This is a genomic window from Variovorax sp. GW822-FHT04E09 (assembly GCF_058800845.1).
In genome coordinates this window covers 308,172-330,488 of sequence record NZ_JBXAMR010000001.1, presented here as the reverse complement: position 1 = coordinate 330,488, position 22,317 = coordinate 308,172, and the positions used below count along the sequence as shown (strand labels likewise).

Annotated in this window: 26 protein-coding genes; 7 read left to right on the top strand and 19 right to left on the bottom strand. The window is 68.4% G+C overall.

What is annotated here, in order from left to right; genetic code table 11:
- The first annotated feature begins 35 nt into the window (after window positions 1-35).
- The 4 genes from AC1RL8_RS01620 (at window position 36) to AC1RL8_RS01605 (ending at window position 3,129) form a co-directional block, all read left to right on the top strand.
- The gene (locus AC1RL8_RS01620; protein WP_062480071.1) at window positions 36-866 is read left to right on the top strand and encodes a CheR family methyltransferase; all 831 of its coding nucleotides are present in this window, start codon (window positions 36-38) and stop codon (window positions 864-866) included.
- Window positions 863-1,477 (top strand): chemotaxis protein CheB, encoded by a 615-nt coding sequence (locus AC1RL8_RS01615; RefSeq protein ID WP_492685614.1) that lies wholly within the window; start codon window positions 863-865, stop codon window positions 1,475-1,477. The genes AC1RL8_RS01620 and AC1RL8_RS01615 overlap by 4 nt, the downstream gene beginning before the upstream one ends.
- Window positions 1,467-2,684, top strand: a complete 1,218-nt coding sequence (locus tag AC1RL8_RS01610) for a hybrid sensor histidine kinase/response regulator (RefSeq protein WP_492685613.1) — start codon at window positions 1,467-1,469, stop codon at window positions 2,682-2,684. The genes AC1RL8_RS01615 and AC1RL8_RS01610 overlap by 11 nt, the downstream gene beginning before the upstream one ends.
- A gap of 85 nt (window positions 2,685-2,769) precedes the next feature.
- Window positions 2,770-3,129, top strand: a complete 360-nt coding sequence (locus AC1RL8_RS01605; RefSeq protein ID WP_095745227.1) for a response regulator — start codon at window positions 2,770-2,772, stop codon at window positions 3,127-3,129.
- A 19-nt stretch (window positions 3,130-3,148) separates the two neighbouring features.
- Here the strand turns inward: AC1RL8_RS01605 and AC1RL8_RS01600 are convergent, their stop codons facing one another.
- From AC1RL8_RS01600 to AC1RL8_RS01590, 3 genes are all read right to left on the bottom strand, one after another.
- Window positions 3,149-3,379 (bottom strand): hypothetical protein, encoded by a 231-nt coding sequence (locus AC1RL8_RS01600; protein ID WP_492685612.1) that lies wholly within the window; start codon window positions 3,377-3,379, stop codon window positions 3,149-3,151.
- A gap of 185 nt (window positions 3,380-3,564) precedes the next feature.
- On the bottom strand, window positions 3,565-3,915 hold the full coding sequence (locus tag AC1RL8_RS01595) for a hypothetical protein (RefSeq protein WP_307583582.1): 351 nt from the start codon (window positions 3,913-3,915) through the stop codon (window positions 3,565-3,567).
- Between the two features lie 122 nt (window positions 3,916-4,037).
- Entirely contained in the window at window positions 4,038-4,985 is a 948-nt protein-coding gene (locus tag AC1RL8_RS01590) for an adenylate/guanylate cyclase domain-containing protein (protein ID WP_062480056.1), read from the bottom strand.
- Window positions 4,986-5,316: 331 nt separating this feature from the next.
- Between AC1RL8_RS01590 and AC1RL8_RS01585 the strand changes: the two genes are divergently transcribed.
- A complete protein-coding gene (locus tag AC1RL8_RS01585) occupies window positions 5,317-5,652 on the top strand; it encodes a hypothetical protein (protein WP_062480058.1) in 336 nt (111 codons plus the stop codon).
- A gap of 54 nt (window positions 5,653-5,706) precedes the next feature.
- On the opposite strand, the gene AC1RL8_RS01580 is transcribed toward AC1RL8_RS01585, so the two are convergent.
- The 8 genes from AC1RL8_RS01580 to AC1RL8_RS01545 form a co-directional block, all read right to left on the bottom strand.
- Window positions 5,707-6,684, bottom strand: coding sequence for an LD-carboxypeptidase (locus tag AC1RL8_RS01580; RefSeq protein WP_492685611.1), 978 nt, complete (start codon window positions 6,682-6,684; stop codon window positions 5,707-5,709).
- Complete coding sequence (gene tadA, locus AC1RL8_RS01575; protein ID WP_492685610.1) at window positions 6,681-7,796, bottom strand: tRNA adenosine(34) deaminase TadA; 1,116 nt, start codon at window positions 7,794-7,796, stop codon at window positions 6,681-6,683. The genes AC1RL8_RS01580 and tadA overlap by 4 nt, the downstream gene beginning before the upstream one ends.
- The gene (locus tag AC1RL8_RS01570; protein ID WP_062480063.1) at window positions 7,786-8,010 is read right to left on the bottom strand and encodes a hypothetical protein; all 225 of its coding nucleotides are present in this window, start codon (window positions 8,008-8,010) and stop codon (window positions 7,786-7,788) included. Before AC1RL8_RS01570 ends, tadA begins: the two co-directional genes overlap by 11 nt.
- 1 nt (window position 8,011) lies before the next feature.
- Complete coding sequence (locus AC1RL8_RS01565) at window positions 8,012-8,647, bottom strand: FMN-binding negative transcriptional regulator (RefSeq protein ID WP_492685609.1); 636 nt, start codon at window positions 8,645-8,647, stop codon at window positions 8,012-8,014.
- 65 nt (window positions 8,648-8,712) lie between these two features.
- Entirely contained in the window at window positions 8,713-9,411 is a 699-nt protein-coding gene (locus AC1RL8_RS01560; protein WP_070060562.1) for an ankyrin repeat domain-containing protein, read from the bottom strand.
- Window positions 9,411-9,911: a GlcG/HbpS family heme-binding protein gene (locus tag AC1RL8_RS01555; protein ID WP_056581174.1), complete on the bottom strand. Its 501-nt coding sequence runs from the start codon at window positions 9,909-9,911 to the stop codon at window positions 9,411-9,413. The genes AC1RL8_RS01560 and AC1RL8_RS01555 overlap by 1 nt, the downstream gene beginning before the upstream one ends.
- Before the next feature lie 116 nt (window positions 9,912-10,027).
- On the bottom strand, window positions 10,028-10,687 hold the full coding sequence (locus AC1RL8_RS01550) for a response regulator transcription factor (RefSeq protein ID WP_492685608.1): 660 nt from the start codon (window positions 10,685-10,687) through the stop codon (window positions 10,028-10,030).
- Entirely contained in the window at window positions 10,684-12,162 is a 1,479-nt protein-coding gene (locus AC1RL8_RS01545) for a sensor histidine kinase (RefSeq protein ID WP_492685607.1), read from the bottom strand. Before AC1RL8_RS01545 ends, AC1RL8_RS01550 begins: the two co-directional genes overlap by 4 nt.
- 61 nt (window positions 12,163-12,223) lie before the next feature.
- On the opposite strand from AC1RL8_RS01545, the gene AC1RL8_RS01540 reads away from it, so the two are divergent.
- Window positions 12,224-13,288 carry a DUF72 domain-containing protein gene (locus tag AC1RL8_RS01540; protein ID WP_492685606.1) on the top strand — a complete coding sequence of 355 codons (1,065 nt, stop codon included), beginning with the start codon at window positions 12,224-12,226 and terminating at the stop codon, window positions 13,286-13,288.
- Between the two features lie 10 nt (window positions 13,289-13,298).
- Entirely contained in the window at window positions 13,299-13,808 is a 510-nt protein-coding gene (locus AC1RL8_RS01535) for a GNAT family N-acetyltransferase (protein WP_492685605.1), read from the top strand.
- Here the strand turns inward: AC1RL8_RS01535 and AC1RL8_RS01530 are convergent.
- The 8 genes from AC1RL8_RS01530 to AC1RL8_RS01495 form a co-directional block, all read right to left on the bottom strand.
- Entirely contained in the window at window positions 13,805-14,356 is a 552-nt protein-coding gene (locus AC1RL8_RS01530) for a GNAT family N-acetyltransferase (RefSeq protein WP_492685604.1), read from the bottom strand. The two genes, AC1RL8_RS01535 and AC1RL8_RS01530, sit on opposite strands and share 4 nt — an antisense overlap.
- Window positions 14,343-14,777: a DUF3574 domain-containing protein gene (locus AC1RL8_RS01525; RefSeq protein ID WP_492685603.1), complete on the bottom strand. Its 435-nt coding sequence runs from the start codon at window positions 14,775-14,777 to the stop codon at window positions 14,343-14,345. Before AC1RL8_RS01525 ends, AC1RL8_RS01530 begins: the two co-directional genes overlap by 14 nt.
- 19 nt (window positions 14,778-14,796) lie before the next feature.
- On the bottom strand, window positions 14,797-16,236 hold the full coding sequence (sbcB, locus tag AC1RL8_RS01520) for an exodeoxyribonuclease I (RefSeq protein ID WP_159271896.1): 1,440 nt from the start codon (window positions 16,234-16,236) through the stop codon (window positions 14,797-14,799).
- Window positions 16,237-17,685: a cardiolipin synthase gene (gene cls, locus AC1RL8_RS01515; protein ID WP_492685602.1), complete on the bottom strand. Its 1,449-nt coding sequence runs from the start codon at window positions 17,683-17,685 to the stop codon at window positions 16,237-16,239.
- Window positions 17,686-17,785: 100 nt separating this feature from the next.
- Window positions 17,786-20,107 carry an ATP-dependent Clp protease ATP-binding subunit ClpA gene (clpA, locus tag AC1RL8_RS01510; protein ID WP_062471453.1) on the bottom strand — a complete coding sequence of 774 codons (2,322 nt, stop codon included), beginning with the start codon at window positions 20,105-20,107 and terminating at the stop codon, window positions 17,786-17,788.
- Between the two features lie 67 nt (window positions 20,108-20,174).
- Entirely contained in the window at window positions 20,175-20,534 is a 360-nt protein-coding gene (clpS, locus tag AC1RL8_RS01505) for an ATP-dependent Clp protease adapter ClpS (RefSeq protein ID WP_062471456.1), read from the bottom strand.
- Window positions 20,535-20,674: 140 nt separating this feature from the next.
- Window positions 20,675-21,259 (bottom strand): hypothetical protein, encoded by a 585-nt coding sequence (locus AC1RL8_RS01500; RefSeq protein WP_492685601.1) that lies wholly within the window; start codon window positions 21,257-21,259, stop codon window positions 20,675-20,677.
- Window positions 21,256-22,299, bottom strand: coding sequence for a type VI secretion system protein TssA (locus tag AC1RL8_RS01495; protein WP_492685600.1), 1,044 nt, complete (start codon window positions 22,297-22,299; stop codon window positions 21,256-21,258). The genes AC1RL8_RS01500 and AC1RL8_RS01495 overlap by 4 nt, the downstream gene beginning before the upstream one ends.
- Between the last annotated feature and the right edge of the window lie 18 nt (window positions 22,300-22,317).

The following is a 22,317-nucleotide window of genomic DNA, read 5'->3' as shown; positions in this document are numbered from 1 at the left end:
TCCCCGCCGCGCTGCAGGACCCGGCCACCGCCCCCATGCAGCCCCAGCCGCTGAGCGACACCGAGATCGAGTTGCGCCTGCTGATGGAGGCCATCTACCTCAAGTACAGCTACGACTTCCGCAACTACACCACGGCCTCGCAGAAGCGCCGCGTGCTGTATGCGCTGGAGCAGCTCGAGCTGCCCAGCATCTCGGCGCTGCAGGACCGCGTCCTGCGCGACGCGGCGCTGTTCGGCCAGCTGCTGCAGTTCCTGACCATTCCCGTGAGCGAGATGTTCCGCGACCCGGCCTACTTCCTGGCGCTGCGCCGGCATGTGGTGCCGATCCTGCACACCTACCCGTCGGTCAAGGTGTGGGTCGCGGGCTGCAGCACGGGCGAAGAGGTGTTCTCGCTGGCCATCCTGCTGCGCGAGGAAGGCCTGCTCGAGCGCACGCAGATCTACGCCACCGACATCAACCCGGCCTCGCTCGAGAAGGCGCGCCAGGGCATCTTTCCGCTCGAGGCGATCCGCGGCTACACGGCCAACTACCAGCGCGCGGGTGGCCTGAGCGCGTTCTCCGACTACTACACGGCCGCCTACGAGGCCGCGCGCTTCGACCCCTCGCTGTGCGCCGACGTCATCTTTGCCGACCACAGCCTGGCCACCGACAGCGTGTTCGCCGAGACGCAGCTGGTGTCGTGCCGCAACGTACTGATCTACTTCAACCGCCAGCTGCAGGACCGCGCGCTCGGGCTGTTCCACGAGTCGCTGTCGCACCGCGGTTTTCTCGGCCTGGGTTCGAAGGAGAGCATCGACTTCTCGGGCTACGCCGACCGCTTCGACGCCCACGCCCGCGCCGAGCGCATCTACCGCAAGGTCGCATGAAGCGCGCCGGCACGCAGCACCGTCCGTTTCCGGTTCGCCGCGTCGAGGCCGTGGTGCTCGGCGCCTCGGCCGGCGGCATCGACGCGCTCAGCGCGGTGCTCGACGGCCTGCCGGCCAGCTGGCGCATTCCGATGGCGGTGGTGCTGCACCTGCCCGAATCGCACGAGAGCCACCTGGCCGAGATCTTCGCGCAGCGCCTGCCGATTCCCGTGCACGAAGCGCTCGACAAGATGCCGCTGGTGGACGGCTGCCTGTACTTCGCGCCGCCGGGCTACCACCTGTCGATCGAGCGCGGGCGCCGCTTTTCATTGAGCTGCGAGCCGCCCGTGCTGTTCTCGCGCCCGTCCATCGACGTGCTCATGGCCTCGGCCGCCGACGCCTACGGACCCTCGGTGGCCGGCTTTCTCATGACCGGCGCCAACGAGGACGGCGCCGAAGGCCTGCTGCGCATTCACCGCGCCGGCGGACTCACCGCCGTGCAAGACCCGAAAGAAGCCCTGGTTCCCACCATGCCCCTCGCCGCCATTGCGCGCCACGCCCCCGACCACGTGCTTCGGCTGCGCGACCTGCGCATCCTGCTGCAGCTACTGGAGCCCGCCCATGCCCATTGAGGTCGAAAGCAAGCTGCTGATCGTCGACGACCTGCCCGAGAACCTGCTGGCGCTCGAGGCGCTGATTCGCGCGCCCGGACGGCTGGTGTACCGCGCCGGTTCGGCCGAAGCCGCGCTGGCGCTGCTGCTGGAACACGAATTCGCGCTCGCCATCGTCGACGTGCAGATGCCCGGCATGAACGGCTTCGAGCTGGCCGAGCTGATGCGCGGCACCGAGCGCACGCGGCACATCCCGATCATCTTCGTGAGCGCCGCCGGGCGCGAGATGAACTACGCCTTCCAGGGCTACGAAAGCGGCGCGGTCGACTTCTTGCACAAGCCGCTCGACCCGCACGCGGTGGTCAGCAAGGTGAGCGTGTTCGTCGACCTGCACCAGCACCGCAAGGCGCTGCGCCATGAAATGGAATCGCTGGCCGCCGCACACCGCAAGCAGGAAGAGCTGGTGCAGCAGCTGCAGCACACGCAGCGCGAGCTGGAGCGCGCGGTGCGCATGCGCGACGACTTCATGTCGATGGTGTCGCACGAGCTGCGCACGCCGCTGAACACGCTCTACCTGGAGGCGCAGCTGCGGCAGCTGCACCTGTCCAAGGGCAAGCTCGACAGCTTCTCGCCCGAGAAGCTGCCCACCATGATCGAGCGCGACCAGCGGCAGATCCGCAACATGGTGCGGCTCATCGACGACATGCTCGACGTGACGCGGCTGCGCCGCGACGCGCTGTCGATCCAGACCAAGCCGGTCGACCTGGCCGAGCTGGCCCGCGCCGTGGTCGACAACCTGCGCCACCAGGCCGAGGCCGCGGGCTGCACCATCAGCCTGGACGCGCCCCCGGCGCTGCGCGGCGTGTGGGACGAGTTCCGCATCGAACAGGTGCTGACCAACCTCCTGACCAACGCGCTGCGCTACGGCGGCGGCAAGCCGGTCGAGATGACGGTGCGCCAGGACGGCGACCACGCGGTCGTGCGCGTGCGCGACCAGGGCATCGGCATCTCGCCCGAGGACCACCAGCGCATCTTCGAGCAGTTCGAGCGCACCGACGTCAGCCGCAAGCACGCGGCCGGCCTGGGCCTGGGGCTGTACATCACGCACAAGATCGTGAGCCTGCATGCGGGCCGCATCGGCGTGGAGAGCACGCCCGGCCACGGCGCGCGCTTTTTCGTCGAGCTGCCGCTGCAGCCGCCGCCCGCCTCGGCCGACAGCGGGAAGTAACAAACAAGGCCTCTGTTACGGATTCCGGTAGGTGCAGCGTCGATACTGCGGGATCGCAATCAATGGATGCCGAGAGAAAACAACTGTGAATGTGCTGATCGTCGACGACAACGAGGCCGCGGCCGACCTGCTGCGGGAGCTGCTGACGCTGCAGGATCACACCGCCCGCTGCACCTACACGGCACAACAGGCGCTGGACGCAGCGGCCGGCGAGCGCTTCGATGCGGCGCTGATCGACCTCACCCTGCCCGACTTCCCTGGCACCGAGGTGGCGCGCCGGCTGCGTGCCACCGCCGCCGAAGGCACGCCGCGGCTGCTGGTGGCGATTTCCGGTTTTTCGGAACGGGACGCGGCGAATGCGGCGCCGGGCGAGGTGCTGTTCGACCACCACCTGCAAAAGCCCATCGACATCGGGGCGCTCGAGCGCATCCTCGCGCCCAGCTGACCCGGCCTTCTATCGCCCTTCAGCGCATCGCGCGGTAGCGGTAGAGGCGAAAACCGTCCTTCTGGATGAAGCCGCTGGGTTCCCAGCCGCGTGCGAGTGCACGGTCGGTGATCTGCGCCATCTGCAGGCCGATGCTGTCCTGGAGGTTGTCCCCCACGGCCAGCTCGAACTTACGGAGTTCGCCGTCCAGGGCCTCCACCGCCGCAATGGCGGCGTCGACATCGGTGAAAGGCCGAACGCTGGTCTGCATTTTTTGTCGCTCCTTCGGCACTCTGCGCGCCTGTTGAACGATGCAAGGCAAGTGTCATGCCCCGGGCCTCAACCCTCCTGCAGGCATGAAATGAATTCTTTGATCTTACAAATGTGACTGAATGTGACGTTTTCGTCAGAGTTCACGCCAAGAATTGGCATGCCTGCAAGCTTGCGGGTGGCCGGTCAATCGCGGTCGTCATCGTCGTCGTCATCGTTCGGCGCACGGTAGGGATAGCCGGGGCCGTAGTACAGGCGCCCGCGCGGCGGGACGTAGATCGGGGCCGGCCGGTAGTACACGGGCGGCGGCGGACGGTAGTAGGCCCGCGGCGGTGGCGGTTCGTAGTAGATCGGGGCCGGGTACGCATAGACGGGCGGCGGCACGTAGTACGGCGGCGCATAGACCGCGCCGGGCGTGCCGATCTGTACCGACCAGCTCGTGCGCGCGCTGGCAGCGCCCGTGGCGAGCAGCGCGCCGGCCGCGATCGCGGCAACGGCGGCCCATCTGAATACAGAAGAATCACTTGGGGAATGCATGGTGGCTCCAGGCCTGGCGCGAACGGCGCCGGCGTGGTCCTGCAACGCCACACGTCCCCGCGTGGTGCACCTCGAAGCGCACCAGCTGGTTGCCAAACGTGAACGGGATTCCCAGTCGGCCTTCAGTTCACGATGGCCCGGCGCGACAGCATCACGTCGTCGCCCGTCGTGTTGAAGGCGATGGTCGGCGCGCTGAAGTCGCTCAGCGGCGCGCCCAGGCCGATCTCGCCGCGGCCATGCAGCACGCACTCGTCGCGCCGCAGCGCGATCTCGTGGCTCGGCCCGCCGTTGCCATGGAAGCGCACCCAGGTGCCGTAGGTGCTGACGTCGATCAGCACGCAACTGCCCTGCCGCTCCTCGATGCGCGCATGCAGCCGCGACACGCGCGGGTCGTTGACCACGAACTGCGCGTCGCCCACGCGACCCAGGTGAATCGGCAGCTGGTCGATGCGGAACATCGAGCGCACGTCGAGCCATGCGAGTTCGATGCGGCCGAAGGTGGAATCGGGCAGGCGCGCCGGCAGCAGCGCGGCCGGCACGGTGAGGAAGCTGGTCAGGTCTTCCTGCCAGTCGATGCGGTGGACGATCGACATCTCGGTGCGTCCGCGGATGCTGATCGGCCCGAGGTCGCGGTGCTGAACCGCGCCTTCATGCAGTTGCTGGATCACCGCCTCGGTGACCCAGATCTGGCCGGGGCCGGCCAGGTCGCTCAGGCGCGAGGCCAGGTTGACGGCGTCGCCGAAGCAGTCGCCCTCGACCTCGACCACATCGCCGCTGGCCACGCCGATCTGCAGCGCCATGCGCAGCGGCACGGGCCAGCCGGCCAGGCGCTTCTGGTGGTAGCGCTGCAATTCGATGACCGCGTGCGTGGCGGCGGCGCCGCTGGTGAAGATGGCGAACACGCCGTCGCCGAGCGATTTCACGACCCGGCCGCCGTGGGCCTCGCACACACGTCCGATCCATTGGGTCAGCCGCGTCACGGTCTCGGTGGCACGTGCATTCCCCATGGCCTCGAAGACCCTGGTACTTCCGGTCAAGTCCGCGAAAACGACTGTGGAATTGACACCCATACTGTTTTTTCTTGGCGGCAAGCGCTGGTTATGTTGCTCTGGACCTTTCGCCGCTCCTGCGAGAAGTTTCCCCGACATGCGCCTTCACATGCAAGGAACGATCCGCAGAAGCTTCTTGTTGACGCTGCATCGACTGGGCCAGCTTGGCGCATCGTGCAGATGAATGCCAAAGTTTTTTAATACTTTTGCGCTCAAAATTCAAATGACAACAAAAGAGACCGCTAAAGCTTGTTGTTTGCAAACAAGAAACGGTGTTTCACATCTTGTGTCCCGGCGAACTGAGGCTTAAGGTAGCGACCGTCTCAGCTCCCGGCAATACGCTTTTCGTGACATGCTGCTCTTTCGCCGCCTTTTTCAGCTCCTGAACGTACCCGGCCTGGGCTCGCGGCAGGTTGCGGAAAGTCAGCTCGGGCGCATCCGCACGGCGATGCTGTCGGTGCTCCAGGGGCGCGGTGGCCAATCGATCCAGCGCGTCAGCCAACGCGTGCGCTTTGCGGTCGATGTCGAGACCCTCTGGTACCTGCGTCAGGACGTGATGGTCGCGCTGAGCGCCATCGACGGCGAATCGGCCGCGCGGCGCCAGATGAAAGAAATCAACAGCATGTTCAAGGGCGGCCTGCCCGGCTCGATGGGCCCGCGCGTCCATCAGCGTTTCACCAACCAGTGATGTCCTGATCGGCCGGCATCGCAGCGCGGCACCGGTGGCCGCGTGCGTGCTGGCTCAATGGTCGTGGCCGTGATGGTCGTGACCGTGGTGATCATGGTCATGGTGGCCGTGCCGATGGCCCCACACCAGGAACACGTCGCGCCCCTCGGCGGCCAGCGCCACCTTCGCACCCACCGGCAGCAGCACCTTGGTCTGCACATGCCCGAACGGCAGGCCGGCAATGACCTGCACCTTCTTCAGGCTGGCGCGCAGCCGGTCGATCACCGTGTTCATGCCGAAGCCGCGGTCGTAGCCGGCGATGTTGCGCACGCCCGTGAACTGGCCGAACACGACGGCCTTCTGGCGCGCCAGCACGCCCGCGAGCTTCAGCTGGTCGAGCATGCGTTCGATGCGGTACGGGTGTTCGTTGGTGTCTTCGATGAAGAGCACGCCCTTGTCGACCACCGGGAAGTACGGCGTGCCCAGCAGGCTGGTCAGCACGCAGAGGTTGCCGCCCCAGAGCACGGCGTCTTCGACGGGCTTGACCTTGAGCTCGGCGTCGCGCGCCGGCATGCGCCAGCCGGTGCCCTCTCCCTGCCCGCTCAACAGGTCGTCGAAGCAGGCTTCCATGATGTCGTCGGCGCCGCCTTCGGCGCCGAAGTCTTCGCCGACCGCAGGGCCGGACCAGGTGACGGCGCCGTTCTTGGCCAGCAGTGCGTTCTGCAGGGCCGTGAAGTCGCTGCAGCCGACGAACTCAGTGCCCTTGTCGATGGCCTTGGCCAGCGCCTTGTACGGCAGCGCGTCGAGGATGCGCGTGAGGCCGTAGCCGCCGCGCGCGATCAGCGCCACGTCGGCGCCGCTGGCGGCCGCGCGCGAGATGGCGGCGAGCCGGGTGGCGTCGTCGCCCGCGAAACGCTGGTACGCCGAGAGCGCGGCTTCATCGACTTCGACTTCATGGCCCAGGGCCTTCAGCCGCGCCACACCGCGCCGGAAGGCGGCCTTGTCGCGGATGGCACTGGAGGGGGAATAGATGTAGATATGTTTGGACGTCACGTCGTCGAGTATCCCATTGCGTCCCGGATCTGCCGGGCCAGGGGGGCGGCCTGCGCGGCCGTAGGCCCGCCCGATGCCGCACGCGGACCGAGCGCGCGCAGCGCGGCTTCGTAGCCCCGGTCGGGGAACGGCGCGCGCCAGGCGTCCTTGGCGCGCACGCCGCTGTCGGGTGCGGCGAGTGTCGCGGTGAAGCGGCCTGGTGCCGCCGCTTGCAGCAGCGCCGCCAGTTCGCCGCCCGCCGCGCTGTGGACCAGCGCGAGCGGTTCGGGATGGACCTGGTCGAGCCACGTCAGCAGCACGTCGCGGTGCCATTCGAGCCGGTGCGTGGCTTCGCGCTTGGGCTTGTCGCTCTTGCCGAAACCGATCAGGTCGGGCACCAGCGTGCGCAGGCCGGGCGTGCCGACGAGGTGGCGGAAGAAGTAGCCCCACTCGCCCGGGCCATGCAGGCACAGGCAATCGGCCACGCGGCTGTCGCTGCCGGCCAGGCCGGTCTCGTCGACCCAGTGCAGGCGCCAGCCTTGCAAGATTGGCAAGTCCTGGGCGTGATGCGGCGCGAAGTCGAAATCGGTGAGCGCTGCAAAGCGTTCGTTGGGCGTGCGCAAGGCATCGTCGCGCAGCGGCTCGGCTTGCGCGCGTGCGACGCTGCGGCGTTGCTGGAAGAAGCGCTGCAGCAATGCGCTGCAGTCGTCGGCCAACACGCCGCCCTGCACGCGCGTGTGATGGTTCAGCTTCGGCTCGGCGAAGAGATCGAGCACCGAGCCCGCGGCGCCGGTCTTGGGGTCGGCGGCGCCGAACACCACGCGCGCCAACCGCGAATGCAGCATCGCGCCCGCGCACATCGCGCAGGGCTCGAGCGTGACGAAGAGCTCGCAGCCGTCGAGCCGGTAGTTGCCGAGCGCGGCGGCGCCAGCGCGCAATGCGTTGATCTCGGCATGTGCGCTCGGGTCGTGCTGCGCCACGGGCGTGTTGCGGCCGGTCGCGATGACCTGTCCGTCCTTCACCAGCACCGCGCCCACGGGCACCTCGCCCGCGTCGGCCGCGCGCTGCGCTTCCTGCAGCGCGAGCGCCATCCAGTGCGCGTCCGATGTCGATGCGGCCGGCTCAGTTGTCATCGGGCATCTTGCGGGCCTGGGCCGCGGCGTCGAGGGCGTCCTTGACCTGTTGCTGGACCTGCTGCGCCTGCGTGCGCGCATCGACAGCCGCCGGCGCAGATGCGCCAGGTGCGGCCGGTTGTTTGGCGATGGCGGTGCGCGACAGCTGCTGCTTCGCCAGCAGCCCGACGACCACCAGCGCGAGCACGAGGCCGATCAAACCGAACATCCGCATCTCAGCGCGCCTCCGGTGCGACGGCCATGCCGAGCCGGTCCATCCACACGGCCAGCGCCTGCTCGTCGGCCGAGCCCGCGCGATAGACCTCGCGCATCGCCGCATGCGATTCGGGCCGGTGCTGGTTGAGCTTGATCTTGCATTGCAGCGCCGTCACGTGCAGCTCGAAGCCCATGATGCCGGCCAGCATCTTGCGCTGGAACTCCTCGCCGAGGTCCTTCCATTGCTGGGCGTAGGCCGGCTCGTGGTCGCCGATGAGCTTCTTGAGCAGCGCGTCCTTGGCCTCGGGCGTCTCGACGAGCCGGGCTTCGACGGTGCAATGGACCGCGAGGTAGTTCCATGTCGGCACCCGCGCCAGGTCGGGATAGACCGAAGGCGACAGGTAGGCGTGCGGCCCCTGGAACACCACCACCGCGCGCGGCCGCGCCTGCAGGTAGCGCCAGTGCGGGTTGGGCTTGGCGCAGTGCCCCAGCAGCACCAGCGCATCGCCCTCTCGCGGCTCGGCCACGATGGGCAGATGGGTGACGAAGGGCAAGCCCTCGTCGTTATTCGAGATCAGGTTGGCAAAGGGATGCGCGCGCATCAGGCCCAGCGCGACGGCCGGGTCCTTGGCGTTGAACTGCGGAGGCATGTACATGGGGCGGGTTCCTCGTGGGGAGGTCCGATTGTCCCCGAGTCGCCCCCGGCTTGCGGTGCGGCAGGCTACTTGGCGCGTGCCGCTTCGAGCTGCTTCACCATCGCGGTGTAGCCACGCGCCTTGGCGAGCTGCAGCGGCGTGAGGCCCTGGCGGTCGGCCAGTTGCAGGTTGGCGCCGCCGGCGATCAGCGCGGCCAGCGTGCGCTGGTGGCGGGCGCCACCGTCGCCGAGCACGATCGATTCGATCACCGCCGTCCAGTGCAGGTTGTTCACGTGGTCCAGCGGCGCACCGGCCGCGACCAGCCGGCGCACGACCTCGTCGTGCCCCAGGTGCGCGGCGGCGATCAAGGCGGTGCCGTCGTAGCGGCTGGTGACCTGCCCGGGCTTGGCGCCCAGTTGCAGCAACAGCGTGAGCGTGGTCACGTCGTCGGCCACGGACGCGATGGTCACGGCGTCGTAGCGGTCGTCTTCGAGCAGGTCGATGTTCGCGCCCGCCTTGGCGAGCAGCGTCACGGCGTCGCGCTGGCGCGCATAGGTGGCGACCTGCAGCGGCGTGCGGCCGCGCGCGTCGCGCACATCGAGGCTGGCGCCGGAGGCGATCAGGCTCTTGAGCTTGGGCAGGTCGCCGTGCCAGGCGGCGCGGTGCAGGCCTTCGTAGGCCAGCACTTCGGCAGCCAGCGGCGGCACCTGGGCCGCCGCGCCGGGCGCGGCGCTCCAGCCGATCGCGGCGGCGAGCACCGCCGACCAGAGACCGCGCGCCGTCATCAGAGCTGGCCCTTGACCTTCTCGAGCGCGGCGTTGGCGCACTGCTCGTCGAGGTGGCCGCCGGGCGCACCGCCCACGCCCACGGCGCCGATCACTTCGTTGCCCGACTTGATCGGCACGCCGCCGCCCAGCAGCAGGAAGCCCGGCAGGTAGACGAGGTTGGCGGCGCCGGGGTTCTTCTGGGCGCCTTCCATCATGGCTTGCGTGGGGCTCTTGGCCGAAGCCGAGGTCCAGGCCTTGCGTTCGCTCGACGACAGCGTGTGCGGGCCGGCGTTGTCGGCGCGCTGCACGGCGCGCACGGTGCCGGCGCGGTCGACCACGGTGGCGGCCACGTTGTAGCCGTTGGCGGCGCAGGCAGCCACGGTTTCTGCGGCGATCTGGTTGGCCAGCGCGAGCGAGATGTTCTTCTCGGTGCGAACAGCGGGGGCCGGCGTCTGGGCCTGGGCGACGGAAGCAGCGAGCAGAACGGCGAGGCCGCCAACGCGGATGATCGATTGCATGTGTTGTTTCTCCAGTGATGAGAGGGTTCGTGCCGGCCTGTGCCGACCACGGTGTCACTGTAAAAAATAAGGTCCGCTGCAACCATTCGTACGGCTACGCCCGGCCCTCCGTAGAACTACGGAGCGCCCTCTTCTCCTACATCCGACGCCAGCACGGCGTAGCGCCGGATCAGCTGCGCGAGCGAGTCGCAATCGAGCTTGGCGAACAGGTTGGCGCGGTGGGTCTCGACGGTGCGCGGCGACAGCGCCAGCACGCGTGCGATCTCCTTGTTGGTGAGCCCCTGCACGATGAAGGCCAGCACCTCGCGCTCGCGCTCCGACAGCTGCGCCACCCGCTCGCGCGCGGCGTTGTCGGCCTGCGATCGCTCGCGCGTGCGCACATGCTGGCGCACGGCCTGCTGCAGGGCTTCGAGCAGCTGCTCGTCGTCCACCGGCTTCTCCAGGAACTCGGCCGCGCCGGCCTTGAAGGCGCGGCGGCACATCTCGACCGTGCCGTGGCCGGTCAGCATGATCACGGGCTGGTCGACGCCCTGCGCCACCAGCCGGTCGAGCACCGTGAGGCCGCTGATGCCGGGCATGCGCACGTCCAGCACGATGGCGCCGACGCTCGCGCGATCGAAGCCGTCGATGAAGGCCTGCGGATCGGCCCAGCCCTGCACGCGCAGGCCGACCGTGCCGATCAGCAGCGAGAGGCTGTCGCGCACGGCCTGGTCGTCGTCGATCAGGTGGATCAGGGGCGATTGGGGCTGGTCGGCAGTGGCGGTCAACGTGTTCATGTCGAGGGTGCCACCAGCGGCAGCAGCAAGGTGAAGCGCGCGCCACGCGGCGAGGCGTTGGCGGCGCTCAGGCTGCCGCCCATGCCGCTGACCAGCGTTTCGCTCAGGCTCAGGCCGAGGCCCAGGCCGCCTTCGCGCGTGCTGAAGAAAGGTTCGAACAGGCGCGGCAGCGCCTCGGGCGCGATGCCGCGGCCGTTGTCGGTGACGGTCAGCACGCCCTCCTCGCCGTTGCGACCGACCGAGACCACGAGGCGCCGCTCGGCCGCGGGCACGAGGTCCAGCGCCTGCATCGCGTTCATGAGCAGGTTGTGCACGATCTGCTCCAGCGCCACGGCCTCGGCCTGCACGCGCACAGGCGCCTGCGCGCTGGCATCGAACTGGGCCGCCACGCCGTGGCGCGCGAACTCGGGCGCCAGCAGGTGCATGGCGCTGCGCACCACCTCCTGCAACACCAGCGGCTTCACGTCGCCGCCGGCCTCGGGGCGTTCGATGACGCGGCGCAGGCGGCCGACCACGCCGGAGGCACGGCGGGCCTGCTCGACGGCCTGCCCCATCGCGTCGCGCGCGGTGGCGAGGTCGGGCGGGTCGTCGTCGAGCAGGCGGCGCGCGGCCTGGGCGTTGGCCAGCACGGCCGTGAGCGGTTGGTTGAGCTCGTGCGCCAGCCCGGCCGACAGCTCGCCCAGCGCATTGAGGCGCGCCACCTGGCCCAGGCGCAGCAGCTCCTCGGCGCGGCGCCGCGCGACGCGCTGGCGCTGCGCGGCCCACAGGCCCGCCAGCAACAGCGCCATCGCCACCGCCCAGCCGCCGATGGTGCGCCACGGCAGCTCGGCCCAGCCGACCTGGCGCTCGGCCACCAGCTCGAAAGGCTGGCTCGGCGACGCCAGTTCCTTGCTCAGGCTGTAGCGCCAGCCATGCGCGGCCGATTGGCCGTGTTGCAGCACCAGTTGCTGGCCGTCGCGCTGCAGGACCAGTCGCACGGGACTGCGCTGCGGGTTCATCGGCCAGTCGCGCCAGGGCACCGAGCCGACGAGGTCGATCTCGAGCGCGTAGCTCAGCGGCTCCGAGCCGATCACGAGCTGGTAGCGGCCGTGCGCCAGGTCGAGCACGGCCAGGTCGGCGCGGCGCTCGGCACGCGAGCGGGCCTCGGCGGCGGCCAGCGCGTCGGCGTGTTCGGCATCGGGCCAGGACTCATCGGCCGCGCGCCGCTGCACGCGCAGGATCGACGAGTACACCGACGGCAGGCGCCGCTCGGGGTAGTCGGCACCGGCGTTGGGCTCCAGCAAGGCGAGCGTGGCCAGCACGGCGTCGTACTGCACCACCTGCTGGCTCATGAGGCGGTGCGCGATGCGCGCGTCGGTCTCAAAATCCTGCTGGAGCCGGGTCAGCTCGGCGCGCGCGAACCACACGGCGCCGGCGGCCGTGAGCACCACCCAAGCCAGCCACCAACCGCCCCGCGTACGCAACCACTGTGTCATGGCGCGGATTGTGCCCGGCGCCGACGGGCCTCCCCGCTTGGCCGAAAATGCCAACCCAGACATGGCTGACGTGCAGGACTCCCTCTTTTCCGACCTCCCCGAACTTCCGCGCCCGGCCGAAGCGGCCGACGCGCCGGCGCCTTCGCCGAAGAAGCCGCGCGGCGCCACCGTGAAGCCGGTGGCCCCCGACGCGGCGCTGGTCGCCCTCGCCGCCGAGTTGCCGCCGCAGCTGCGCCTGGGCACCTCGTCGTGGAGCTATCCGGGCTGGGCCGGCCTGGTCTGGGACGGCGACTATGCCGAAACCGTGCTCTCGAAGAACGGCCTGTCGGCGCTCGCCCAGCACCCGCTGCTGCGCACCGTGAGCCTGGACCGCAACTTCTACCGCGCCCTCACCGCCAGCCAGTACGCGCGCTACGCGGCCATGGTGCCGGACGACTTCCGCTTCGTCGTGAAGGCCCCGAGCCTCGTGACCGACGCCACCGTGCGCGACGAAAGCGGCCGTGGCACGCAAGCCAACCCGGTGTTCCTGAGCCATGAGATCGCGCTGCAGGAGTTCGTGCAGCCGGCGCTCGACGGGCTGGGCCACCGCATCGGCGCGCTGGTGTTCCAGCTGAGCCCGATCCCCGCGCACCTGCTGGCCGACCAGCCCGCGCTGATCGCCCGCATCGGCGCGATGCTGGCGGCAATGCCCGACCTGAAGCCGATCGCGCCCGACGCCGTGCTCGCGGTCGAGGTGCGCGACCCGCAGCTGCTGTGCCCCGCCTTCGCCGACATGCTGCGCAGCGTGGGCGCGACCTTCTGCATGGGCCTGCACGCGAAGATGCCGCCCATCGAAGACCAGCTGCCGATGCTGCGCGCCCTGTGGCCCGGGCCGCTGGTGTGCCGATGGAACCTGCACCGCCGCCACGGCCGCTTCGGCTACGAAGACGCCGAAAAACTGTACGGCCCCTTCGACAAGGTGCTCGACCCCGACCCCGAAACCCGCGCCGCGCTGGCCAAGGTGATCGCCGGCACCACGGGCGCCGGACAGAACGCCTTCGTCACCGTGAGCAACAACGCCGAAGGCTGCGCGCCGCTGACCATCGCCTCGCTGGCGCAGGACATCGTCGACCGGATCTCCCGCTAGGACGCACGCCATGCCTTCGATCTCGTTCCGGCCCCTGCAATCCACGGATTTCGCGATGCTCCACGAGTGGCTGTGCCGCCCGCACGTGGCCGAATGGTGGACGCCGGTGCCGACGCTCGCCGAGGTCGAGGCCGACTTCACGCCGATGCTGGCGCCTGACTCGCCCGACCGCGGCTACATCGCACTGCGCGACGGGCGGCCCTTGGGATTCATCCAGTCGTACGTCGTGATGGGTTCGGGCGACGGCTGGTGGGAAAACGAACGCGACCCGGGCGCGCGCGGCATCGACCAGTTCCTGGCGCAGGCGGACCAGCTGGATCGCGGGCTCGGCAGCGCGATGGTCCGCGCCTTCACGAACCAGCTGTTCGCCGACCCGGCGGTGACGCGCATCCAGACAGATCCGTCGCCGCGCAACGCCCGCGCGATCCGCAGCTACGCCAAGGCCGGCTTCCGCGCGCTCGGCGAAGTGGTCACGCCCGACGGGCCCGCGCTGCTGATGGTGCGCGAGCGCGGCGACTAAGTCGAAGACTGTGTCGCGTCGAGGTCGCACCACATGTGGACCTTCGACGAGAACGCGCTATCGAGCACGGTGGCCATCGGCTCGACGCCAAAGACCTGGAAGCCGCAGCGCTCGTACAGCGCCTGCGCCGGGCGATTGCCTTCGGTCACCGTCAGCTGCACCACGCGCACGCCGTCGAGCGCGCGTGCATGCGCGAGCAAGGCCCGCACGAGTTGTCGCCCGGCGCCCGCGCGCCGCGCCGATTCCGCCACCACCATGCCGAACAAGCTCGTCTTGTGCCGCGTGCGCTGCCGCGATTCGCGGCCCAGCCCCGCCGCGCCGATCAGCGCGCCGGCGACATCGAAAGCGCCGTACACCACCTCGGCAGCGTCGGCGTCCGTGCGCAGGCGGGCCTCCCACCACGTCGGCGGCATGCGGGCGCGCTCTTCGACCGTGGAGGTGAAGGCTTCGGGGTGCCGCGCGTAGGCGTCGAGCATCAGCGCGCGGTAGGCCGGCGCATCGGCGGGAACCAGACGGCGAACGGTAGGAGCGGCTTCAGAAACGGGCACAGACGGACTGCCTTTCCTGCAACACCGCCTCTTGCGCGAAGCGCTGGCGGTAGGTGTCGATCAACGCGGCGATGGCCGTGTCGGCCTTCGCGTCGCGCTGGTGCAGCAGCACGACCAGCTTCGAGGGCTCGCGCACCGCATTCCCCGACGCACCGCGCCACTGGCCGGCGGCGTCGAGCACGGTGAAGCCTTGCGGAAAGGCCGGTGTGACGCGGGTGTCGAGAAAGTCGGCCCAGTCGGCGTCGGACACCTGACCGCCCGTGGGGATGGCGCGGCCAAAATAGAGGGTGTCGCGCTCGAAGGCGTCGAAGCCCGCGGCGCAGTGGCCGGACGGCCCTGCGGCGCAACCTGCAAGCACCGCAGCGGCCAGCGCACCCGCCATGCCTGCGCGAGACAGCCTGGGGCGTACGACGCGGTTCATGCCGGCCCTCGGTCTTGGTTCAGGCCTCGGGCGCGATCGACTCGGCGTACTCGTACAGCGCGCCCAGGATTTCCTCACCGCGCTCGTCGGCGTTCTCGGACAGCGCATCGACTTCGCTGAACAGCGCCTCGATGGTGCGCGCCCCGCCCTCGCCCTTGAACAGGCGCGCCACGCGCAGCGCTTCCCAGCGCTCGGTTTCTTCCTCGTTCAACGATTCGGGCCAGTTGCGTGCGCGGTAGCGGAAGAGGATTTCCTCGAGCCGCCCGTCGTCGAAGGCCACGCGCTCCTTGGCGAGCCCCTCGGGCGACAGCCCGCGCAGCTGGTTCAGGCGCCGGCGATCGCCGTTGCCGACAAAGCCGCCGTAAAGGTCCTCATCGACATCGGGCGTCGCCTCCTTCGGCCGGGAAAAAACCTGCGACCAGATCGCGCTCATGTCGGGCAGGTCACGCGCGATGGCGGCGTGGCGCATGGCGGTGTCCATGTCGACACCCCAGCGCTCGGCCATGGCCGGTGCCAGCGTGCGCAGGTTGCCGACCACCATCGGCGACTTGTTCAGGTGCACGCTCTTCATCGGCAGCCGCGTCATGCCCTCGGGCAGATCGGCGGTGCGCGTGAACAGGCGCAGGCGCAGCGTTTCTGCGTCGAGGTCGCGCAGCTCGCTCGGGTCTTGCGACAAGTCCCAGGCCAGCAGTTCGTTCTTGTTGGTCGGGTGGCTGGCCAGCGGCCACATCACGGCCAGGCAGCCGCGCTCGACCGGGAACATGCCCGACACATGCAGGAAGGGCTTGGCGGTCTCGCGCATCGCGGGCAGGCCGAGTTCCATCGCCACGCGGTCCTTCTTGTGCAGGCCGAAGGCGAAGTCGAAGAGCTTGGGCTGCTTGTCGCGGATGAGTCGCGCCAGCGCAATGGTGGCGCGCACGTCGGACAGCGCATCGTGCGCCGACTCGTGCAGCAGGCCGTTGGCGCGCGCCAGGTCTTCCAGCTTGAAGCTGGGCTTGCCGTCTTCCTTCTTCGGCCACTCGATGCCGTCGGGGCGCAGCGCATAGGTGAGGCGCACCACGTCGAGCAGGTCCCAGCGACCGCAGTCGTTCTGCCATTCGCGCGCGTAGGGGTCGATGAGGTTGCGCCAGAACAGGAAGCGCGTGACCTCGTCGTCGAAGCGGATGGTGTTGTAGCCCACGCCGATGGTGCCCGGCTGCGAGAAGGCCTGCTCGATGTGGGCCGCGAACTCGTGCTCGGGAATGCCGCGCTCCAGGCAGACCTGCGGCGTGATGCCAGTGATCAGGCAGGCCTCGGGGCTGGGCAGGTAGTCCGGCGCGGGCTTGCAATAGATCATCAGCGGCTCGCCGACCTCGTTGAGCTCGGCGTCGGTGCGGATGGCCGCGAACTGCGAGGGACGGTCGCGGCGCGGCACGGCGCCGAAGGTTTCGTAGTCGTGCCAGAGAAAGGTGTGGTTCATTCAGAGCAAGGGAGAAAACAGTCGCGCAATGGCATCGCCGAGGCGGCGCCAGAAAGTCTGCGGGCGGTGGGCGCGCACGGCGCCGGAGCTGTGCAGGTCGGTTTCGAACTGCGCCGCCAGCGGCTGGGTCAGCGCGGGCCCGTAGACCACGGCGCAGACCTCGAAGTTGAGCCGGAAGCTGCGGTTGTCGAAATTGGCGGTGCCGATCATCGCGCAATGGTCGTCGACCACCAGCGTCTTGGAGTGCAGCATGCGCTCCTTGTACTCCCAGATCTTGACGCCCGCGGCGATCAGCTCGTCGAAGTACGAACGCGCGGCGGCGCTCACGATGGCCGAATCGCTGCGGCGCGGCACGAGCAGCCGCACGTCGACACCGCGCAGCGCCGCGCTGGTCAGTGCCATCAGCGCAGGCTCGCCCGGCACGAAGTACGGCGTGGTGAGCCAGGCCCGGCGCGTGGCCGAATGGATGGCCTCGACGTGCATGCGGTGGATGGCCTCGAAGGCGTTGTCGGGGCCGCTGGTGACGATCTGCACCGGGATGTCGCCCGCCTCCACCTGGGGCAGCAGCGCGTCCAGGGCGGCGTCCGAGCGGTGCTGCTTTTCGCCGGTGGCGTAGCTCCAGTCCTCGAGGAAGGTGGTCTGCAGCCAGCGCACCGCACTGCCTTCGATGCGCACATGCACGTCGTGGTACGCGTCTTTCGGGTTGGTGCGCTTGTCTTCCTCGTCGGTGATGTTCACGCCGCCCGTGAAGCCCACGCGGCCGTCGCACACCACGATCTTGCGGTGGGTGCGGTAGTTGGTCACGGGGCGCAGGCGCCGGCCGATCTTGGTGTCGTGGAACAGCGCCACCTCCACGCCCGCCGCGTGCATCGGCGCCATGAACTTGCGGCCGATGCGCTTGGAGCCGAGCGCGTCGAGCAGCAGGCGCACCCGCACGCCGGACTGCGCGCGCTCGACCAGCAGGTCACGCAAGGCGGTGCCGATCCGGTCAGGCTCGAAGATGTAGTACTCGAGGTGGATGTGGTCGCGCGCCGCGCGCACGGCTTCGAAGATGGCGTCGAAGGTGCGCGCGCCGCCCGACAGCAGCTCGACGCCCGTGGCGCTCGACACCGGCAGGCCGCAGGCGGCGGTGCCCAGCCGGGCCATCTGCTGCAGCGCCGGCGGCGCATGCTGCGAGGCGTCACGCAGCCGCGCCAGGTCGGCCTGCGCATGCGCATTCGCGCGGTTGCGCAGGCGCTTGAGCCGCTGCTTGCGCAGCCGCTGCGGTCCCAGGAAGTAATAGACGATGAAGCCCGCGAACGGCAGCAGCGCCAGCGACAGGATCCAGCTCATGGTGGACACCGGCGCGCGCTTTTGCATCACGATCCAGATCGACAGCACGGCGATGTAGCCGCTCCACGCCAGGGAGAGGCCGGTTTTCCATTCGTGGCTGAGTTCGGGGAGGATCAAGGCAAGAGCGGTTGAAGGCGGAGTGTTTTCGGCCGGCCCAAAGAAAAAGGCCAGCAGCGAATGCTACCGGCCTTTGACTTCGTTCCTCAGAGAGGCGGGATCAGCCCGTGGCGGCTTCCTCGGCTTCGGGCTTCGACTTGCCTTCCTTCTTCGGGATCGGCTGGATGTCGAGCAGCACTTCGTCCTTCTCGTCGAGGTCGACTTCGAGGCGACCGCCGTCGGTCAGGCGACCGAACAGCAACTCGTCGGCCAGCGCACGACGGATCGTGTCCTGGATCAGGCGCTGCATCGGGCGTGCGCCCATCAGCGGATCGAAGCCCTTCTTCGCCAGGTGCTTGCGCAGCTTGTCGGTGAAGGTGACCTCGACCTTCTTCTCGCTGAGCTGGGTTTCCAGTTGCAGCAGGAACTTGTCGACCACGCGCAGGATGACCTGTTCGTCGAGCGCCTTGAAGTTGACGATGGCGTCCAGGCGGTTGCGGAATTCAGGCGTGAACAGGCGCTTGATGTCGCCCATTTCGTCGCCGGCCTGCCGCGCGTTCGTGAAGCCGATGGTCGCCTTGTTCATGGTCTCGGCACCCGCGTTCGTCGTCATGATGATGATGACGTTGCGGAAGTCGGCCTTGCGCCCGTTGTTGTCGGTCAGCGTGCCGTGGTCCATGACCTGCAGCAGCACGTTGAAGATGTCCGGGTGCGCCTTCTCGATTTCGTCGAGCAGCAGCACCGCGTGCGGCTTCTTCGTGACAGCCTCGGTCAGCAGGCCACCCTGGTCGAAACCGACGTAGCCCGGAGGCGCGCCGATCAGGCGGCTCACCGCGTGACGCTCCATATACTCCGACATGTCGAAGCGGATCAGCTCGATGCCCATGATGTAGGCCAGCTGCTTCGCCGCTTCGGTCTTGCCGACGCCCGTGGGGCCGGAGAACAGGAACGAGCCGATCGGCTTGTCGCCCTTGCCCAGGCCCGAACGCGCCATCTTGACTGCGGAGGCCAGCACTTCGAGTGCCTTGTCCTGGCCGAACACCACGCTCTTGAGGTCGCGCTCGATCGTCTGCAGCTTGCTGCGGTCGTCGTTGCTGACGTTGGCCGGGGGAATGCGCGCGATCTTCGCGACGATTTCCTCGACTTCGGTCTTGCTGATGGTCTTCTTGCGCTTGCTCGGCGGCAGGATGCGTTGCGCAGCACCGGCCTCGTCGATGACGTCGATGGCCTTGTCGGGCAGGTGACGGTCATTGATGTACTTGGCGCTGAGCTCGGCTGCAGCCTGCAGGGCCGCCACGGCGTACTTCACGCCATGGTGTTCCTCGAAGCGCGACTTCAAGCCCTTCAGGATGTCGACGGTTTCCTGCACCGACGGCTCGACCACGTCGACCTTCTGGAAACGACGCGACAGGGCCGCGTCCTTTTCGAAGATGCCGCGGTATTCCGTGAAGGTGGTGGCGCCGATGCACTTGAGCTGGCCGCTGGAGAGCGCCGGCTTGAGCAGGTTCGACGCATCGAGCGTGCCGCCCGAAGCTGCGCCCGCACCGATCAGGGTGTGGATTTCGTCGATGAACAGGATGGCGTTCGGCTTGTCCTTGAGCGACTTGAGCACGCCCTTCAGGCGCTGTTCGAAGTCACCGCGGTACTTGGTGCCGGCCAGCAGCGCGCCCATGTCGAGCGAGTAGACCTGCGCCTCGGCGAGGATCTCGGGCACGTCGCCCTGGGTGATGCGCCATGCCAAGCCTTCCGCGATTGCAGTCTTGCCCACGCCGGCCTCGCCCACGAGCAGCGGGTTGTTCTTGCGCCGGCGGCACAGGATCTGGATGACGCGCTCGACCTCGTATTCGCGGCCGATCAGCGGATCGATCTTGCCGTCCTTGGCGAGCTGGTTGAGGTTTTGCGTGAACTGCTCGAGCGGCGAGGCCTTCTCGTTGCGTTCGCCGCCACCCTCTTCGCCTTCGCCCTGAGGCGCTTCGCCGCTGCCCTTGACGGCTTCCGGCGGATCGCTCTTCTTGATGCCGTGGGCAATGAAATTGACCACGTCCAGTCGGGTGACGCCCTGCTGGTGCAGGTAGTACACGGCGTGCGAATCCTTCTCGCCGAAGATCGCGACCAGCACATTGGCGCCAGTGACTTCCTTCTTGCCGTTGCCGGTGGACTGCACATGCATGATGGCGCGCTGGATCACGCGCTGGAAACCCAGGGTGGGCTGGGTGTCTACATCATCGGTACCCGCCACTTGCGGCGTGTTGTCCTTGATGAAGTTGGTGAGCGACGCCCGCAGGTCGTCGACGTTCGCCGAGCAGGCGCGCAGAACTTCCGCGGCGCTCGGGTTGTCCAGCAAAGCGAGCAGCAGATGTTCCACGGTGATGAACTCGTGGCGTTGCTGCCGGGCCTCGACGAAGGCCATGTGCAAGCTGACTTCCAGTTCCTGGGCAATCATGTGATTTCCTTTTGCCTTGCTGTAAATAAGTTCTCAGATGGGTTGGAGCGCGTGCAATTCAACTGGTTCACGCGACCGGTTCGCTGACACATTGCAGCGGGTGCCCTGCCTGCTGCGCGGCCTCCATCACCTGATTGACCTTGGTGGCCGCCATGTCGCGGGAATAAACCCCACAGACACCCCGGCCATCGAGGTGGATCTTGAGCATGATCTGGGTCGCCGTTTCTCGGTCCTTGCTGAAGTACTCCTGCAGGATGACGATCACGAACTCCATCGGCGTGTAGTCGTCGTTCAGCATGACGACCTGGTACATCTGGGGCGGCGCCGTTTTTTGCGGGCGGCGCTCCAGAACGACCGAATCTCCGTCGTCGCCCGCCGGTTTCTGCGCCGGTGGGGTGCTGGGAGTTTTGGGAATTCTCGTTGCCATGAAAAAGATTCTATAGAGCGTGCAAGCACCGTGCCGACGCCAACAGACTTGGTGACGCCTATTCGACAAATCAAGAGGCATGCCTCGTGTACGACAGCACGAAGACGGACGTAAAAAAACCGGCAGGTTGCCGGTCTTTTTTACAGATTGCGCAGAACGGGACCTTTGGGCGCCGGCAATTTCCGGCCCGGCACCCGGGTCGGAACCGGCAGATCGGGCGGCAAGGCGTCGATTTCTTCGTCGGTGAGTTCGCGCTCGGGTGCCGACTCTGCTTCCTCGTGAACGGCGGCGGGCAACGCGAGCGGGACTGGCGAGTTCTGCAACTCCGAATCCTCGTGCAAGGCCGGTACTGGTGGCAATGGTCTCGGCCGCTGCGGGGGTGAGGGTACAACGGGCGGCGCAACCGGCCCTCCTCTTCTGCCCGCCAAAGGGGGGGGCGCTGGCGACAACGCCTGCCATTCAGCCATCCGCCGCGCATCTTGCTCAGCCTGCCACCGCGCCAGTGCCAAGCGTTGCGCTTTCTGATGTGCGGTCTGCTGCTGCCCGAGCAGCGTCAACTCGGCGCGGATCGCCAGCCGCACCTGTTCGCGCTCCGAATCCGAGGCACGGCGCTGCGCTTCGAGTTGCCTGCCGAGCCTGTGCGAGAACACCCAGAGGCCCAGCAAGGCGCCAGCGGCGCCGATCGCGAAGCAGATGACAAGAAAGTTGGCCTGAATCAGCGTCACAGCGAAGCCTCCTCGTCGGCATCCCATTTGCGCAGCAGATCAAGTGGAATGGCATCGGCCACCTGGGAAAACCGCAGGCCGGTCATGCGTTCGGCCTGCTTGAGCAACACGGCGACAGGACTGCTCGGTTCGTGGTTCTCGAACCATCGGCGGGCCTTGCGAATGTCACGCAGGATGTCGTCGCGTGTCGCCAGGCCCTCACCGGCTGGCGTGCTTGCCGGCCATGACGGAAGCGGATCAGATCTTGTTGCGGCCGCGACAGGCGGCGCCGATGCCCCGGTTCGCTGGAATGGGGCCAGCACCCGCACCAGCGCATGCAGCGGAGGCGCGTCCGACCCCAAGTGCTGGGCGGCCCAGGCGACGATCTGCGCCGCCGCCTCGGCCGCTTGCGCCAACAGGCGCAGCGGCGCCTGGTCGTCGCCCGACGCCGCGGCCGCGAGGTCTGCCAGCTGCTGCGCCATGGCCTCCGGACTGGCTGCGTCCGGCGCCCGGGGCATCGCAAAGGCGCGCTCGACTTCACGCACCGTCAGGTGCCGCGCAGCATTGGCGGCAATGACCACTTCGCGCACGTCGCTCAACAGGCCCTCCGGATCGGCCAATGCAGCGAGCGCGTTGGCACGCACGGCCGGGTCGCGCTCGCCTTCGATCACCAGCTGGGGATGCACTGCCTCGGGCCAGGTCCGGAGCGCCTCGACCAGCAGCACCAACGACTGCGCAAGCCCTGCCGCCTGCGCCAGCCGGGTGCGTGCGCGGCACAGCCAGACAAAGAGATTTATGTCCCGCGTCCGCAACAGCAGCCGACGGCAGTCCCGTTCGATCTCGGCCCAGTTCGGGGCGTCGGGTGCTCCGACGAACTGCCCGTATTGCGCATCGCCACGCAGGGACATGCGCGCCAGCAGGACGGCGTATTCGGCGTCGTATTCCAAGCTGGGGCCGCAAGGCGCTGTCGTGCTGAAAGGGGACAGCCGGTCGCCCGCCTCGCTGCGGGCGCGCGTGGCGTAGGCGGTGGGCTCGGCGTCGGTGTGGATGGGGGCAGTCATGGAGCAGGTTCTCCCAAT

What these genes read in the sequence shown, in the direction of transcription:
- AC1RL8_RS01620 (WP_062480071.1), top strand. Translation starts at nt 36, where the DNA reads ATGCAGCCCCAGCCGCTGAGCGACACCGAGATCGAGTTGCGCCTGCTG.
- AC1RL8_RS01615 (WP_492685614.1), top strand. Translation starts at nt 863, where the DNA reads ATGAAGCGCGCCGGCACGCAGCACCGTCCGTTTCCGGTTCGCCGCGTC.
- AC1RL8_RS01610 (WP_492685613.1), top strand. Translation starts at nt 1,467, where the DNA reads ATGCCCATTGAGGTCGAAAGCAAGCTGCTGATCGTCGACGACCTGCCC.
- AC1RL8_RS01600 (WP_492685612.1), bottom strand. Translation starts at nt 3,379, where the DNA reads ATGCAGACCAGCGTTCGGCCTTTCACCGATGTCGACGCCGCCATTGCG.
- AC1RL8_RS01595 (WP_307583582.1), bottom strand. Translation starts at nt 3,915, where the DNA reads ATGCATTCCCCAAGTGATTCTTCTGTATTCAGATGGGCCGCCGTTGCC.
- AC1RL8_RS01590 (WP_062480056.1), bottom strand. Translation starts at nt 4,985, where the DNA reads ATGGGTGTCAATTCCACAGTCGTTTTCGCGGACTTGACCGGAAGTACC.
- AC1RL8_RS01585 (WP_062480058.1), top strand. Translation starts at nt 5,317, where the DNA reads ATGCTGCTCTTTCGCCGCCTTTTTCAGCTCCTGAACGTACCCGGCCTG.
- tadA (WP_492685610.1), bottom strand. Translation starts at nt 7,796, where the DNA reads ATGACAACTGAGCCGGCCGCATCGACATCGGACGCGCACTGGATGGCG.
- AC1RL8_RS01570 (WP_062480063.1), bottom strand. Translation starts at nt 8,010, where the DNA reads ATGCGGATGTTCGGTTTGATCGGCCTCGTGCTCGCGCTGGTGGTCGTC.
- AC1RL8_RS01565 (WP_492685609.1), bottom strand. Translation starts at nt 8,647, where the DNA reads ATGTACATGCCTCCGCAGTTCAACGCCAAGGACCCGGCCGTCGCGCTG.
- AC1RL8_RS01560 (WP_070060562.1), bottom strand. Translation starts at nt 9,411, where the DNA reads ATGACGGCGCGCGGTCTCTGGTCGGCGGTGCTCGCCGCCGCGATCGGC.
- AC1RL8_RS01555 (WP_056581174.1), bottom strand. Translation starts at nt 9,911, where the DNA reads ATGCAATCGATCATCCGCGTTGGCGGCCTCGCCGTTCTGCTCGCTGCT.
- AC1RL8_RS01550 (WP_492685608.1), bottom strand. Translation starts at nt 10,687, where the DNA reads ATGAACACGTTGACCGCCACTGCCGACCAGCCCCAATCGCCCCTGATC.
- AC1RL8_RS01545 (WP_492685607.1), bottom strand. Translation starts at nt 12,162, where the DNA reads ATGACACAGTGGTTGCGTACGCGGGGCGGTTGGTGGCTGGCTTGGGTG.
- AC1RL8_RS01540 (WP_492685606.1), top strand. Translation starts at nt 12,224, where the DNA reads ATGGCTGACGTGCAGGACTCCCTCTTTTCCGACCTCCCCGAACTTCCG.
- AC1RL8_RS01535 (WP_492685605.1), top strand. Translation starts at nt 13,299, where the DNA reads ATGCCTTCGATCTCGTTCCGGCCCCTGCAATCCACGGATTTCGCGATG.
- AC1RL8_RS01525 (WP_492685603.1), bottom strand. Translation starts at nt 14,777, where the DNA reads ATGAACCGCGTCGTACGCCCCAGGCTGTCTCGCGCAGGCATGGCGGGT.
- sbcB (WP_159271896.1), bottom strand. Translation starts at nt 16,236, where the DNA reads ATGAACCACACCTTTCTCTGGCACGACTACGAAACCTTCGGCGCCGTG.
- clpA (WP_062471453.1), bottom strand. Translation starts at nt 20,107, where the DNA reads ATGATTGCCCAGGAACTGGAAGTCAGCTTGCACATGGCCTTCGTCGAG.
- clpS (WP_062471456.1), bottom strand. Translation starts at nt 20,534, where the DNA reads ATGGCAACGAGAATTCCCAAAACTCCCAGCACCCCACCGGCGCAGAAA.
- AC1RL8_RS01495 (WP_492685600.1), bottom strand. Translation starts at nt 22,299, where the DNA reads ATGACTGCCCCCATCCACACCGACGCCGAGCCCACCGCCTACGCCACG.